Origin of the sequence: Streptomyces sp. NBC_01283, from assembly GCF_041435335.1 — a bacterium.
GTDB lineage: Bacteria > Actinomycetota > Actinomycetes > Streptomycetales > Streptomycetaceae > Streptomyces.
Genome location: NZ_CP108430.1, coordinates 5,855,599 through 5,870,039 on the forward strand (window position 1 = coordinate 5,855,599; position 14,441 = coordinate 5,870,039).

Consider the following 14,441-nt stretch of genomic DNA (forward strand, 5'->3'; position numbering starts at 1 on the left):
TCATGAACAAGGCACTTGAGTCCCTCCTCGATCTGCTCGACCTGGAGCAGATCGAGGAGGACATATTCCGGGGCGTGAGCCGCTCGGCGCTCGTCCCGCGCGTCTTCGGCGGCCAGGTGGCCGCCCAGGCGCTGGTGGCGGCCGGCCGCACCGTCCCCGCCGAAAGGCCCGCCCACTCCCTGCACGCGTACTTCCTGCGTGCGGGGGACCCGGGCGCGCCGATCGTCTACACCGTCGACCGGATCCGTGACGGCCGCTCCTTCACCACGCGCCGCGTCGTCGCCGTCCAGCACGGGCAGCCGATATTCCACCTCTCCGCGTCCTTCCAGACGTACGAGGAGGGCCTGGAGCACCAGACGGGAATGCCGGCGGCCCCGGCCCCGGAGACGCTCCCGACCGCCGCCGAGATGCTGCCGCGTCACCTGCCGGCCCATGTCGCCGAGCGGCTGATCGAGGCCCGCGCGGCCGTCGACCTGCGCTACGTGGACGCGCCGCCCTGGGCCACCGTCGGGCAGCCGCGCGAACCGCGCTCCCAGGTGTGGTTCCGCACCAACGGCAAACTCGACGACTACGGCAACCACACGGTCGACTCCCTGCTGCACGTCTGCCTCGCCACGTACGTCTCCGACATGACGCTCCTCGACTCGGTGCTGCTCGCGCACGGCCGGGGCGGCTGGGCGGTCGGTGACGTCGTCGGTGCCTCGCTCGACCACGCCATGTGGTTCCACCGCCCCTTCAGGGCCGACGAATGGCTCCTGTACGACCAGGAGTCGCCCTCGGCGTCCGGCGGGCGCGGACTCGGCCAGGCGCGGATCTGGACGCAGGACGGGCAGCTCGCGGTGACGGTGATTCAGGAAGGCGTCGTCCGCGTTCCCCGGTGATTCGGGAAGGCGTCGTTCGCGTCCGCCGGTGATCGGACATACGGTCCGATACATGAGTGAGCCGGTCGACAGCAGCCAGCCCGAGCCGCCCGAGAGCGGCGGCGAAAGCACCTTCACCGTCATCGTCGCCGCCGTCGCCAACCTCGGGATCGCGATCGCCAAGGCCGTCGCCGGTGTCATCAGCGGGTCGAGCGCCATGCTCTCCGAGGCGGCGCACTCGCTGGCGGACACCGTCACCGAGGTGCTGCTCCTCACCGCCCTGAAACGCAGCGAGAAGCCGGCCGACGAGGACCATCCGCTGGGCTACGGCCCCGAGCGCTACATCTGGGCGATGCTCGCGGCCGTCGCCACCTTCGTCGGCGGCGCCGTCTTCTCGCTCTACGACGGCATCCACACGCTGGTGGCGGGCGAGGAGCTCGGCGACCCGCTCATCTCGTACATCGTGCTCGCCATCGCCTTCCTCCTGGAGGGCTACTCACTGCGCACCGGCGTCAGACAGGCCCGCGGTGAGGCGGCGCGCTTCGGGGCGTCCTTCGGGCGCTATCTGCGCCACACGCCCGACACCGCCGTGAAGGCCGTCGTCCTGGAGGACTCCGCCGCCCTCGCCGGTCTCGTGCTCGCCGCGGGCGGACTGCTCGGCGGGCAGCTCACCGGCTCCGGCGTCTGGGACGGCGTGGCCTCGCTCTGCATCGGCGCGCTCCTCCTGTACGTCGCCTGGGTGCTCGGCCGCAGCAACGCCCAGCTCCTCATCGGGCGGCCCCTGCCGAAGCCGATGCGCAAGGAGATCCGCGAGGTGCTGCTCGCCTCCGAGCACATCGAGGCCGTCCTCGAACTGACGACGCTGCTCCAAGGGCCGCGCGAGGCGCTCGTCGCCGCCAAGGTCGACTTCCGGGACGCCTCCACGGCGGCCCAGATCGAGTGGGCCTGCGAACAGGCCGAGCGGCGGCTGCGGGAGCGCTTTCCCGGCGTACGACGGGTCTACCTGGACCCCACACCGGGCTTCTCGCAGCGGCGCGAGGAAGGGCTCAGCCCGTGGCCGTGAGCCCGGCGGCGTCCAGCAGGTAGGCCGTCATCGGGTCGTAGTGGCGCGGGCTCGTGACGTGGTCGTCCAGCGGGACGGTCACCTGGAGGGTGCCCTCGGCCTCGCCGATGAACAGCGCCGGGTCGTTGCAGTCCGCGTACCCGATGGAGTCGATGCCGCGCTGGCCCGCCCGTCCCGCCCAGCCGTGGTCGGCGACGACCAGGTCCGGCAGCGGGCGGCCCTCGCGCTCCAGGCCGTCCAGGATCGCGTTCATCGGCTCGGGGGAGTGCGTGTGCCACAGGGTCGCGCCGCGCTCCAGCATCGCCACGTCAGCGAACTGGAAGACCATGCCCTCGTCGGCGGTGAGACCCTCCGGGATGACGACGATCTCGCAGCCCGCCGCGCGCAGGGCGGCGGCCGTCGCACGGTGCACGTCGAGCAGGCCCCCGGGGTGGCCGGTGGCGAAAAGGACCCTCTCCTTGCCGGCCGCCGCCTTACGGAGGCGCGCCGCCATCCGCTCCAGGGCGTCGACCGTCAGCTCCGGGTCGATGGTGTCCTGCCCGTGCCGGAACGCGTCGTCGTCGATGACACCGCACCGCTCGGCCATCACCGCGAGGACGTCCTGCTCGTCGGTCCAGCGGTCGCCGAGCTCCAGGCCGAGCCAGTAGTGGCGGTCGCCGTTCGCGAGCTTCCGGTAGTGGCTGAGGTTGTTCTCGCGGGGCGTGGCGACATCGCCCGCGATGCGGGTACGGACGAGGTGGTCGACGAGCGCGGCACGGCTGGGTATGGACATGGTCCCTATTCTGCCGTCGGTAACCGGCTGGTGGCGGGCAGTCCCGAAGCATGGACCTGTGAGGTGCACTGCGTTTGGCTTGGGCGGGGTGGGTTCTTCCTTGTCTGCGGGCCGGCTGTGGCTGGTCGCGCAGTTCCCCACGCCCCTTCGGGGGCGCCCCCTAGCGGTCTCTACTCAGCGCGAACCACAGTTCCATCCGTACGTCCGGGTCGTCCAAGTCCGACCCCAGTAGCGCCGCGCACCGCGTGATGCGCTGCCGGACCGTGTTGCGGTGTACGCCCAGCGCCGTCGCCGTGCGGTCCCAGCTTCCGTGCAGGGAGAGCCAGGTGCGCAGGGTTCCTGTCAGGGCCTCGTTGCCGCCCAGTGGGGCCAGCAGCACGCGCGCGTGGGCCGTGGCCTCCTCGGGGGCGATCAGGGCGGCGATGCCCGCCTCGCGGTGCCTGACGAGGGGCGTCCGGGTGGCCTCGGCGCGGCGCAGGGCGCGGTCCGCCTGGGCCTCGGCGGCGGGCAGGTCGCCGGTGGCGGCGGGGGCGGAGGCGCCCAGGGTCCAGCCCTCCTGACCGGTGAGCTCGCGGCCGGCGGGGAGCAGGAGCCGTACGAGGTCCTGTCCCGCGTCCGCGTCGACCAGGCCGCTGCCCAGCGCGGCGGCCAGCGCGGAGGCGGCGACGGAGTGTGCCACCGGGTCGTTGCCGGCGTCCCCGCGCGCGTGCACCACGGTCCACTCCTCGGCCCCCAGGAGAGGCGCGACATCGCCCACCGCCGAGCCGAGCAGCAGCCGTACGAGAGCCGCCGAGCGTACGGAGTCGGCGGCACCCTGGTGTTTCCCGGTCAGGAGCGAGAGCAGCACGACGGCCACCCCGGTGATGGTGTGGTCCCCGGGTTCACGGTGTTCGGCGGCGACCCCGAGCGCGAACCCCTGCCCGCCGCCCAGCGCGTACGCGGCGAGGTGCGTGCCGCCCACGGAGTCGGTCGCGGAGGCGGGGGCCGGGCCGGGGCGCCCCGACGGGCGGACGACTTCGGAGAGGTCGTGCACCGCCTGCCGCACCCCCGCTCCCGGAGCCGTCCCCACCGTGTGGAGCACCGCGCCGTCCGGGGCGTAGAGCGCCGCCCAGCCGCCCAGGCGGGCCGCCAGCTGGCGCAGCACCGCCGGGACCGGGTCGGGGCGGGCGGCGGCCGTGGCGAGGCCCTGCTGCGCCTCCGTCACGCGGCGCAGCTCCGCGTGCCTGGCCTCCGCCACCAGCCGCCACACCGCGCGGGCGACCCCGCTGAACGTCGTGCGCGGCGGCACCTCAAGGAGCGGTAGACCGTAGCGGTCGCAGGCCGTCACCAGGGCGCGCGGCACCGTGTCGTGCACCGGTGCGACACCGAAGCCGAGGGCCGCGCCGCCCGCCTCCACGATCCGTGCCACGTAGTCGTCCAGGTACACGCCCGCGCCCACCGGGTCGGTGATGTGCACGCCCGCCGTCAACAGCAGCTCGCCGCCCAGGAGATACGGATACGGGTCCGCCATCTCCGATGTGTGCACCCACTGGACGGCCGCCCCGCTCTCCCCGGCGTCGGGGCCCGCGATCTGGCGCAGGCCCAGCTCCTCCCGGGCGAGCAGCGCGGTGAGCGGGACCGGCGGGGTCGGAGGAGGCGCGGAGGGGCCTGACGGTGCTGCGGGGTCCGGCACGGTGGATGTTCCATCCATATCGATCACGGGGAATGGATGAAACGTACACTTCAGCGTTGCTTTCCGGCCACCTAAGGTCGTGCCGACCCCAGGCCGCGGGTACGGGCGGATGTCCCCGCGGCCGGTCGTTGCCACCCCCCCCACCCCCATCTGCACGACACGCCACCGAGGTGCGCGAAGGAGGGCCCTATGGCCGTCGACTACACAGTGATCGTCGTCTATCTCGCCGGCATGCTCGCCATGGGCTGGTGGGGCATGCGCCGCGCCAAGTCCAAGAGCGAGTTCCTGGTCGCCGGACGCCGCCTCGGACCGTGGATGTACTCCGGGACCATGGCCGCCATCGTCCTCGGCGGCGCGTCCACCATCGGCGGCGTCGGCCTCGGCTACCAGTACGGGCTCTCCGGCGCCTGGATGGTCTTCACGATCGGCCTCGGCCTGCTCGCGCTGAGTGTCTTCTTTTCGGCGCGCATCGCCCGCCTGAAGGTCTACACCGTCTCCGAGATGCTCGACCTCCGCTACGGCGGACGCGCGGGCATCATCTCCGGGGTCGTCATGTGGTCGTACACGCTGATGCTCGCGGTCACCTCGACCATCGCGTACGCCACGATCTTCGACGTCATCTTCGACATGAACCGCACGATCGCGATCATCCTCGGCGGCTCGATCGTCGTCGCGTACTCGACGCTCGGCGGCATGTGGTCCATCACGCTCACCGACATGGTGCAGTTCGTGGTGAAGACCATCGGCGTGCTGCTCCTGCTGCTGCCCATCGCGGTCGTGAAGGCCGGCGGCTTCAGCGAGATGAAGGCCAAGCTGCCCACCGAGTACTTCGACCCGCTGGGCATCGGCGGCGAGACGATCTTCACGTACGTCCTGATCTATACGTTCGGCATGCTCATCGGGCAGGACATCTGGCAGCGCGTCTTCACCGCGCGCAGCGACAAGGTCGCCCGCTACGGCGGAACCGTCGCCGGTACCTACTGTCTCGTGTACGCCATCGCGGGCGCCGTCATCGGCACCGCCGCCAAGGTCATGTACCCGAAGCTGCCGAGCGCCGACGCGGCCTTCGCGACGATGGTCAAGGACGAGCTCCCCATGGGCGTACGAGGCCTGGTGCTCGCCGCGGCCCTCGCCGCCGTGATGTCCACGTCCTCCGGAGCACTCATCGCCTGCGCCACCGTCGCCAACAACGACATCTGGTCGCGGCTGCGGGGCGTCGTGAAGTCCGACGGGGCAGGCGACGAGCCGCACGACGAGGTGAAGGGCAACCGCCTCTTCATCCTGATCATGGGCATCGGCGTCGTCTGCATCGCCATCGCACTCAACGACGTCGTCCAGGCGCTGACCGTCGCCTACAACCTGCTCGTCGCCGGTCTTCTCGTGCCGATCCTCGGCGGGCTGCTCTGGAAGCGCGGCACCGCCGAGGGCGCGCTCGCGGCCATCGTCGCCGGCGGGCTCTCCGTCGTCGGGCTCATGTGGGGGTACGGAATCCTCGCCAACGAGCCGATCTACTACGGCCTGTTGATCTCTCTCGGCGTGTACGTCGTCGTCTCCCTCGCCACGAAGCCCACCGACGCCTCGGTCCTCGCGGCCTGGCGCGAGCGGCTCGCGGGCCGGGGGTCCGAAGAAGCGGAACCGGAAACGCCGGTGGCCGTCTAGCCATGCGCGCGGCCCGCTGTCGGTGGGCCGCGCGACACTTGTCCCAGCAGCACAGCAGCACTCGTACCAGCAGGAGGAAACCGACCATGAGCAGCGCCGAGACCCCGACCCCCCGCGGCCCGGTCGATTCCTCCCGCGTCCCGAGGTACGCGGGCCCGGCGACCTACGCCCGGCTGCCCCGCCTCGACGAGGTGGGCGGCAAGACGGACATCGCCGTGGTCGGCGTGCCCTTCGACACCGGTGTCTCGTACCGCCCCGGCGCCCGCTTCGGCGGCAACGCGATCCGCGAGGCCTCGCGCCTCCTTCGCCCGTACAACCCCGCGCAGGACGCCTCGCCCTTCGCGCTCGCCCAGGTCGCGGACGCGGGCGACATAGCCGCCAACCCGTTCAACATCAACGAGGCGGTCGAGACGATCGAGGCCGCCGCGGACGATCTGCTCGGCTCGGGTGCCCGCATGATGACGCTCGGCGGCGACCACACCATCGCCCTGCCGCTGCTCCGGTCCGTCGCCAAGAAGCACGGCCCGGTCGCCCTGCTGCACTTCGACGCGCACCTGGACACCTGGGACACGTACTTCGGCGCCGAGTACACCCACGGCACGCCGTTCCGCCGTGCCGTCGAGGAGGGCATCCTCGACACCGAGGCGCTCTCCCACGTCGGCACGCGCGGCCCGCTGTACGGCAAGCAGGACCTCACGGACGACGAGAAGATGGGCTTCGGCATCGTCACCTCGGCGGACATCTACCGCCGCGGCGCCGACGAGGTCGCCGACCAGCTGCGCCAGCGCATCGGCGACCGCCCGCTGTACATCTCGATCGACATCGACTGCCTGGACCCGGCCCACGCGCCCGGCACCGGCACCCCGGAGGCCGGCGGCATGACGTCGCGCGAGCTCCTGGAGATCCTGCGGGGGCTCTCCTCCTGCAACCTCGTCTCGGCCGACGTCGTCGAGGTCGCCCCCGCCTACGACCACGCGGAGATCACGGCCGTCGCCGCCTCGCACACCGCGTACGAGCTGACGACGATCATGTCCCGCCAGATCGCGGAGGGGCGGGCGGCCAAGTGACGCACGACCACGACGTAGTCCTGCGGCCCACGGACGCGCAGAAGGAGGCGGCCCTGAACCCGCCCGCCGGGCGCAACGGCGGCGACCTCGTCGTGGAGACCCTCCAGGGCCTCGGCGCGACGACGGTCTTCGGGCTCCCCGGCCAGCACGCGCTCGGCATGTTCGACGCCCTGCGCCGCTCGTCCCTGTCGTACGTGGGCATGCGCGTCGAGAACAACACGGGCTTCGCGGCGGACGCGTACGGCCGGATCACCGGTGAGGTGGCCCCGCTGCTGCTCTCCACCGGCCCCGGTGCGCTGACCTCGCTCGCCGCGCTCCAGGAGGCGGCGGCGGGCTCCTCGCCCGTGCTCGCGATCGGCAGCCAGATCCCGGTGGCGGGCCTGGGCGGCGGCCGGCACGGCTACCTCCACGAGCTGCGCGACCAGCAGGCGTCATTCCGCGACATCGTGAAGTCCGTCCACACGGTCCGCACGGCCTCGCAGATCCCCTCCGCGATCGCGGCGGCCTGGGAGTCGGCGCTCACCGCCCCGCACGGCCCGGTGTGGGTGGAGATCCCGCAGGACGTGCTGCTCGCGGAGACGACCCTGCCCGTCGTCACCGCCATGGACGCGACCCCGGAAGAGGTCGTCCCGCGCCCCGAGCTGACGGCGGTCGCCGCCGACCTGCTCTCGCGCGCCGAACGTCCGGCGATCATCGCGGGCGGCGGCGTCGTGCGTTCGGATGCTTCCGGCAAGCTCCTCGCTCTCGCGGAACTCGTGAACGCGCCCGTCGTCACGACCTTCGGCGGCAAGGGCGCGTTCCCCTGGGAGCACCCGCTGTCGCTCCAGTCGTGGCTGGAGGACCGGTACACGACGGACTTCCTGGAGGACGCGGACGTCCTGTTGGTGGTCGGCTCGGGCCTGGGCGAACTCTCCTCGAACTACCACACGTTCAAGCCGCGCGGCCGGGTCATCCAGATCGAGGCGGACGCCGGGAAGCTGGAGTCCAACCATCCGGCGCTCGGCATCCACGCGGACGCACGGCTCGCGCTGTCGGCCCTCCTGGAGACGATCGACACGCCCCGCGAGGACGCCTCGGCCCCCGAGCGGGTTCGTGCCGTGCTCACCAAGGTCCGGGACCGGATCGCCGCCCAGGAGCTCACCCTGGAGCAGCAGGTGCTCGCCGCGGTGCGCGAGGCACTGCCGGACGCGGCGCCGTCCTTCTGGGACATGACGATCCTGGCCTACTGGGCCTGGTCCGCCTTCGACGCGCGGCACCCGAACACCATGCACTCGGCGCAGGGCGCGGGCGGCCTCGGGTACGGCTTCCCGGCCGCCATCGGCGCGGCTGCCGCCGACCCCTCGAAGCCGGTCCTGGCCGTCTCGGGTGACGGCGGCGCGATGTACTCCCTCGCGGAACTGGCCTCGGCCAAGCAGCACGACCTGCCGGTCACCTGGCTGATCGTGGACGACGGGGGCTACGGCATCCTCCGGGAGTACATGTCCGACGCGTTCGGGGAGCCCACGGCCACGGAACTCTCCCGGCCGGACTTCGTCGCGCTCGCGGAGTCCTTCGGGGTGCCTGGGGTCCGCACGACCCCGGAGAGCCTGCGGGACGACCTCGCGAAGGCGCTGGCGGCTCCCGGCCCTTCGGTCGTCGTGCTCCCGGCGGTGCTGCGCATGTTCGAGCCGACGCACCTCTGAGGCCGGGCTGATCCGGAGGCTGGGCTGATTGCAAGAAATTCCCGGCGTCACACCGTGAACAGCGGGTGACGCCGGGACTTTTCTGCAGTCCGTAGGGATCATCCGGACACGGGCTGGTCACAGATCGGTCATCTGTTCCCAAGTCGTGCAACTTTTCACCGGTACTCGTGAGTCATGCGGGGTGAGTGTGCCGGGGGGCGCACTCGTACGGGCTCTCTGGGGCTCGTACAGAACCAAGGGGATGGGGAAACTCCATGAAGCACCCGGTATCCGGGATATCCAGGCGTGCCCGCGTGCTCTCGGCGGGCCTCGCCGCCGGAGTACTCGTGCCGCTCGGTACGGCCTCCGTCGCGACGCCCGCCGTCGCCGCGGCGGCACCGCAGGTCACCTGCACCTCCGCGCAGTCCGGCCTGGCCGCCAAGCTCACGAAGGACATCACGGCGGCGCTCAAGAACCGCAAGGGCACCGTCGCGGTCGGCCTCCGCGACCGCACCACGGGCACCACCTGCACGCTGCGCGCGGGCACCTCCTTCGACTCGGCGAGCGTCGTCAAGGTGACCGTCCTCGCGGCGCTCCTGTGGGACGCGAAGAAGACCGACCGGAAGCTGTCGGCCCGTGAGTCGGACCTCGCCTACTCCATGATCACCAAGTCGGACAACGCGGCGACCAGCAAGCTCTGGAGTCAGCTCGGCACGGGGAAGATCAAGGCGTTCCTCCGGGCCGCCAAGATGACGAACACGGTGCCGGGATCCGGCGGCTACTGGGGCCTGACCCGGATCAACGCGGCCGACGAGCAGAAGCTCCTCGCCCTGGTCACCGCCCAGAACTCCGTCCTGAGCGACAACGCGCGCGCCTACATCCTCAAGCTGATGAACAAGGTCGTCTCCTCGCAGCGCTGGGGCACTCCGGCGGGCGCGCCGTCCGGCGTCAAGATCCACGTCAAGAACGGCTGGCTGCAGCGGTCCACGCACGGCTGGCGTGTGCACAGCATCGGCGCGTTCAAGGGCGGCGGCCACGACTACACCCTCTCCGTGCTCACCCACGGCAACAGCACCATGAACTACGGCGTCGCCACCATCCAGGGCGTCGCCAAGGCCGTCCACAAGGACCTGACGCCCAGCGCCTCCGCGGCCGGGCGCTACGCCCCGACGGACACGCCGCGGGAGGCGTTCGTGGCGGTCCCCGGCAGCTGACGGGGTCCTAGGACCTCAGACCCCTCTTTGTTGCGGCGGGATGAAATCCGCATCCCGCCGCGTTGGGCCTCTCGGCAGGTCAGGTCGACGGGTCGACGGGATGAGGCAGCACGTGGTGGAGCAACGGGGTGGGGCCGAGGCGGAGAAATCCGGCTGGGGCAAACGGCTGACCGGGTACGCGTGGCGGTACCCGAAGGACGTCGTGCTCGCGCTCGGGTCCTCGCTGGCCGGCATGGCCGTCATGGCGCTCGTCCCGCTGATCACCAAGGTGATCATCGACGACGTCATCGGTGACAAGACGCGGTCCATGGGGCCCTGGGCCGGCGCACTCATCGGCGCCGCCGCCCTCGTCTACGTCTTCACCTACATCCGCCGCTACTACGGCGGCCGGCTCGCCCTCGACGTCCAGCACGACCTGCGGACCGACATGTACGGGACGATCACCAGGCTCGACGGACGGCGGCAGGACGAGCTGTCCACCGGCCAGGTCGTCGGACGCGCCACCAGCGACCTCCAGCTCATCCAGGGCCTGCTCTTCATGCTGCCGATGACCATCGGCAACATCCTGCTCTTCGTGATCTCCCTCGTGATCATGGCGTGGCTCTCCGTGCCGCTGACCCTCGTGGCGCTCGCCGTGGCCCCCGCCCTCTGGTTCATCGCCAAGCGCAGCCGCAGCCGCCTGCACCCCTCCACCTGGTACGCGCAGGCCCAGGCCGCCGCCGTCGCCGGAGTCGTGGACGGCTCCGTCTCCGGCGTACGCGTCGTGAAGGGCTTCGGCCAGGAGGACCAGGAGACCGGGAAGCTCCGGGAGGTCGGACGCAAGCTCTTCGCGGGGCGCCTTCGCACCATCCGGCTGAACTCCAAGTACACGCCCGCCCTGCAGGCCGTGCCCGCGCTCGGGCAGGTCGCGATGCTCGCGCTCGGCGGCTGGCTGGCCGTGCGCGGACAGATCACGCTCGGCACCTTCGTCGCCTTCTCCAGCTACCTCGCCCAGCTCGTCGGCCCCGTGCGCATGCTCGCCATGGTCCTCACCGTCGGCCAGCAGGCCCGCGCGGGCGCCGAGCGCGTCCTGGAGCTCATCGACACCGAGCCGACGCTCAAGGACGGCACCAAGGAGCTGCCCGCCGACGCCCCGGCGACCGTCGAGTTCGACGACGTCTCCTTCGCGTACGAGGACAGCCGCCCCGTCCTGGACGGCCTCTCCTTCGAGATCCGGCCCGGCGAGACCCTAGCCGTCGTCGGCACCTCGGGCAGCGGCAAGTCCACCGTCTCGCTGCTGCTTCCCCGCTTCTACGACGTGACGCACGGCGCCGTCCTCATCGGCGGGCACGACGTCCGCGAGCTGACGGCCGACTCGCTGCGGGCCGCCATCGGGCTCGTGCCCGAGGACTCCTTCCTCTTCTCCGACACCATCCGCGCCAACATCGCGTACGGGAAGCCGGACGCCACCCAGGAGGAGATCGAGACCGCGGCCCGCGCCGCCCAGGCCGACCGCTTCGTGTCCGAGCTGCCCGACGGGTACGACACCACCGTCGGTGAGCACGGCCTCACCCTCTCCGGCGGCCAGCGCCAGCGCGTCGCGCTCGCCCGCGCCATCCTCACCGACCCCCGGCTGCTGGTACTGGACGATGCGACGTCCGCGGTGGACGCGCGCGTCGAGCACGAGATCCATGAGGCCCTGCGCGAGGTCATGGCAGGGCGCACGACCCTCCTCATCGCCCACCGCCGCTCCACCCTCAACCTCGCCGACCGCATCGCCGTACTCGACGGCGGCAAGCTCGCGGCCATCGGCACGCACGAGGAGCTGACGGAGAACTCCCCGCTCTACCGGCGCCTCCTCACCGACCCCGACGAGCTCGGCGGCGTCTCGCCCGGCCACGCGGTCCCGGTCGAACTCCCCGAGGACACCTCCGTACGCGACGAGCTCGACGCCGAGTTCGACGCCGAGCGCGGCATCACCCCGCAGCTGTGGGTCGGCGACCGGGAGACCAAGGCCGCCAAAGATCCAGCGATGTCCGGGATGCCCGCGACGCCCGAACTCCTCGCGCAGGTCGAAGCGCTGCCCCCGGCCACCGACACCCCCGGCATCGACGAGGCACGCGCGGTCACCCCGGAGGAGTCGTACGGACTGCGCCGCCTCCTCGCCGGATTCGGGAAGCCGCTGCTGCTCTCGCTCCTCCTGGTCGTCGTCGACGCGGGCATGGGCCTGCTGCTTCCCGTCCTGATCCGGCACGGCATCGACGAAGGCGTTTCCCAGCTCGCGCTCGGTGCCGTGTGGGCGGCCTCCGCACTCGCGCTGCTCTCCGTGCTCGTGCAGTGGACGGCGCAGACAGCCGAGACGCGCATGACCGGACGGACGGGCGAGCGAGTGCTCTACTCCCTCCGTCTGAAGATCTTCTCCCAGCTCCAGCGGCTCGGACTCGACTACTACGAGCGGGAGCTGACCGGGCGCATCATGACCCGGATGACCACGGACGTGGACGCCCTGTCCACCTTCCTGCAGACCGGGCTCGTCACCGCCTTCGTCTCCGTCGTCACCTTCTTCGGCATCATGGTCGCGCTCGTCGTCATCGACGTGGAGCTCGCGCTCGTCGTGTTCGCGACGCTGCCGCCGCTGATCATCGGCACGTTCTTCTTCCGCCGCTCCAGCGTCAAGGCGTACGAGCTGGCGCGTGAGCGCGTCTCGGTGGTCAACGCCGACCTCCAGGAGTCCGTCGCCGGGCTCCGCATCGTGCAGGCCTTCCGGCGCGAGCGCTCGGGCGGCGAGAAGTTCGCCGCGGCCAGCGCCGACTACCGCAAGGCCCGGATCCGCGGGCAGTGGCTGATCTCGATCTACTTCCCGTTCGTGCAGCTGCTCTCGGCGGTCGCCGCGGCGGCGGTCCTGATGGTCGGCGCGGGACGCGTGGAGGCGGGCACGCTCACGACCGGCGCCCTGGTCGCCTACCTCCTCTACATCGACCTGTTCTTCGCCCCCGTCCAGCAGCTCTCCCAGGTCTTCGACGGCTACCAGCAGGCCACCGTCTCGCTCGGCCGCATCCAGGAACTGCTCCGGGAGCCGACCTCCACCAAGGCCGCCGACGAGCCGCTCGACGTCCTGTCCCTGCGCGGCGAGATCGCCTTCGAGGACGTGGACTTCGCGTACGGCTCCGCCGACGAACCGGAGGAGGCGCTGAGCGACGTAAGCCTGCGGATTCCCGCCGGGCAGACCGTGGCCTTCGTCGGCGAGACCGGCGCGGGCAAGTCGACGCTGGTCAAGCTCGTCGCCCGGTTCTACGACCCGACCGGCGGCCGGGTGACGGTGGACGGCACGGACCTGCGGTCCCTGGACATCACCGCCTACCGCCACCGCCTCGGCGTCGTCCCGCAGGAGGCCTACCTCTTCGCGGGCACGGTGCGCGACGCGATCGCCTACGGGCGGCCCGACGCCACCGACGCCGAGGTGGAGGCCGCGGCCCGCGCGGTCGGCGCGCACGACATGATCGCCACCCTGGACGGCGGCTACCTCCACGAGGTCTCCGAGCGCGGCCGCAACCTCTCCGCAGGACAGCGCCAGCTCATCGCCCTGGCCCGCGCGGAGCTCGTCGACCCGGACATCCTGCTCCTCGACGAGGCGACCGCCGCCCTCGACCTGGCCACGGAAGCGCAGGTCAACCAGGCGACCGACCGCATCGCGGGCAAGCGCACCACCCTCGTCGTCGCCCACCGCCTCACCACGGCCGCCCGCGCGGACCGGGTGATCCTGATGGACCACGGCCGGGTCGCGGAGGACGGCACGCACGAGGAGCTGCTCGCGCTCGACGGCCGGTACGCGACCCTGTGGCGGACGTTCGTCGGGGAGGCGGAGCCGTCGGCCGCCTAGCGGGCGGCCTCACATATGGATCATGCCGGTGAACGAATCGGGGCGGTCGCGCAACCGGGCGCCCTACGGTCGGCGTCCGTACATCAGTACGCTGATGCGGATGTGTCGGGAGGGATACCGGTGAGCAGTGGTCGAATACGGCGGAGCCTTGCGCTCGGCGCCGTCGTCCTCACGGCTGCCCTCATGCTGGGTGTCGCGGGCGCCGGTGCGGCGCAGGCGCAGCCGTCGTCCGGACGCTGCGCCGGACACAAGGTGCGCACCCTCTCCTTCAGCACCGGCAAGATCCTCGTCTACAAGAGCCGCGGCTACATCTGCGCCGTCACCGTCGCCAAGCGCCCCGGCGCCCGCAAGACGATGTCCGTCAGCGTCCAGGCCCGCGGCAACCGCCCGGCCAGGGACAAGGGCCGCTACACGCGCCAGGCGGGGCCGGTCACGGTGCACGCCGGGCATCGGTGCGTGTGGGTGAAGGGCGCGGTGGGCGCGGGGGGCATCAGCTCGGGCTGGATCCTCTGCTGAGGGCGATGCCGCTACGGATGCCCCCTTTGTGACGTACTGCGTTCTGGTGTGACGCAAGAGCCCCTAGTAGTGAGCGAGTTGCTCCGATAAGTTCCGGC

The 14,441-nt window shown here is 71.6% G+C and carries 10 protein-coding genes; 8 read left to right on the forward strand and 2 right to left on the reverse strand.

Features of this window, described 5'->3' with window-relative positions:
- Positions 1 to 2 precede the first annotated feature (2 nt).
- A complete protein-coding gene (locus OG302_RS26685; protein WP_371529080.1) occupies positions 3 to 881 on the forward strand; it encodes an acyl-CoA thioesterase in 879 nt (292 codons plus the stop codon).
- Between the two features lie 52 nt (positions 882 to 933).
- Positions 934 to 1,923, forward strand: coding sequence for a cation diffusion facilitator family transporter (locus tag OG302_RS26690; protein WP_371529081.1), 990 nt, complete (start codon positions 934 to 936; stop codon positions 1,921 to 1,923).
- On the opposite strand, the gene OG302_RS26695 is transcribed toward OG302_RS26690, so the two are convergent.
- Entirely contained in the window at positions 1,907 to 2,695 is a 789-nt protein-coding gene (locus tag OG302_RS26695) for a phosphatase (RefSeq protein ID WP_371529082.1), read from the reverse strand. The two genes, OG302_RS26690 and OG302_RS26695, sit on opposite strands and share 17 nt — an antisense overlap.
- A 160-nt stretch (positions 2,696 to 2,855) precedes the next feature.
- The gene (locus OG302_RS26700) at positions 2,856 to 4,385 is read right to left on the reverse strand and encodes a PucR family transcriptional regulator (protein ID WP_371529083.1); all 1,530 of its coding nucleotides are present in this window, start codon (positions 4,383 to 4,385) and stop codon (positions 2,856 to 2,858) included.
- Positions 4,386 to 4,556: 171 nt separating this feature from the next.
- Here OG302_RS26700 and OG302_RS26705 point away from each other — a divergent pair, with 171 nt between their 5' ends.
- The 6 genes from OG302_RS26705 (at position 4,557) to OG302_RS26730 (ending at position 14,343) form a co-directional block, all read left to right on the forward strand.
- A complete protein-coding gene (locus OG302_RS26705; RefSeq protein ID WP_371529084.1) occupies positions 4,557 to 6,026 on the forward strand; it encodes a sodium:solute symporter in 1,470 nt (489 codons plus the stop codon).
- Between the two features lie 86 nt (positions 6,027 to 6,112).
- The gene (speB, locus tag OG302_RS26710) at positions 6,113 to 7,093 is read left to right on the forward strand and encodes an agmatinase (RefSeq protein ID WP_344528986.1); all 981 of its coding nucleotides are present in this window, start codon (positions 6,113 to 6,115) and stop codon (positions 7,091 to 7,093) included.
- Positions 7,090 to 8,775, forward strand: a complete 1,686-nt coding sequence (locus OG302_RS26715) for a thiamine pyrophosphate-binding protein (protein WP_371529085.1) — start codon at positions 7,090 to 7,092, stop codon at positions 8,773 to 8,775. Before speB ends, OG302_RS26715 begins: the two co-directional genes overlap by 4 nt.
- Before the next feature lie 254 nt (positions 8,776 to 9,029).
- Entirely contained in the window at positions 9,030 to 9,968 is a 939-nt protein-coding gene (locus tag OG302_RS26720) for a serine hydrolase (RefSeq protein ID WP_371529086.1), read from the forward strand.
- A 100-nt stretch (positions 9,969 to 10,068) separates the two neighbouring features.
- Positions 10,069 to 13,827 (forward strand): ABC transporter ATP-binding protein, encoded by a 3,759-nt coding sequence (locus tag OG302_RS26725; protein WP_371529087.1) that lies wholly within the window; start codon positions 10,069 to 10,071, stop codon positions 13,825 to 13,827.
- A 120-nt stretch (positions 13,828 to 13,947) separates the two neighbouring features.
- Positions 13,948 to 14,343: a hypothetical protein gene (locus OG302_RS26730; protein ID WP_371529088.1), complete on the forward strand. Its 396-nt coding sequence runs from the start codon at positions 13,948 to 13,950 to the stop codon at positions 14,341 to 14,343.
- Positions 14,344 to 14,441: the final 98 nt, after the last annotated feature.

What these genes read in the sequence shown, in the direction of transcription:
- OG302_RS26720 (WP_371529086.1), top strand. Translation starts at nt 9,030, where the DNA reads ATGAAGCACCCGGTATCCGGGATATCCAGGCGTGCCCGCGTGCTCTCG.
- OG302_RS26725 (WP_371529087.1), top strand. Translation starts at nt 10,069, where the DNA reads ATGAGGCAGCACGTGGTGGAGCAACGGGGTGGGGCCGAGGCGGAGAAA.
- OG302_RS26705 (WP_371529084.1), top strand. Translation starts at nt 4,557, where the DNA reads ATGGCCGTCGACTACACAGTGATCGTCGTCTATCTCGCCGGCATGCTC.
- OG302_RS26695 (WP_371529082.1), bottom strand. Translation starts at nt 2,695, where the DNA reads ATGTCCATACCCAGCCGTGCCGCGCTCGTCGACCACCTCGTCCGTACC.
- speB (WP_344528986.1), top strand. Translation starts at nt 6,113, where the DNA reads ATGAGCAGCGCCGAGACCCCGACCCCCCGCGGCCCGGTCGATTCCTCC.
- OG302_RS26700 (WP_371529083.1), bottom strand. Translation starts at nt 4,385, where the DNA reads ATGGATGGAACATCCACCGTGCCGGACCCCGCAGCACCGTCAGGCCCC.
- OG302_RS26690 (WP_371529081.1), top strand. Translation starts at nt 934, where the DNA reads ATGAGTGAGCCGGTCGACAGCAGCCAGCCCGAGCCGCCCGAGAGCGGC.
- OG302_RS26685 (WP_371529080.1), top strand. Translation starts at nt 3, where the DNA reads ATGAACAAGGCACTTGAGTCCCTCCTCGATCTGCTCGACCTGGAGCAG.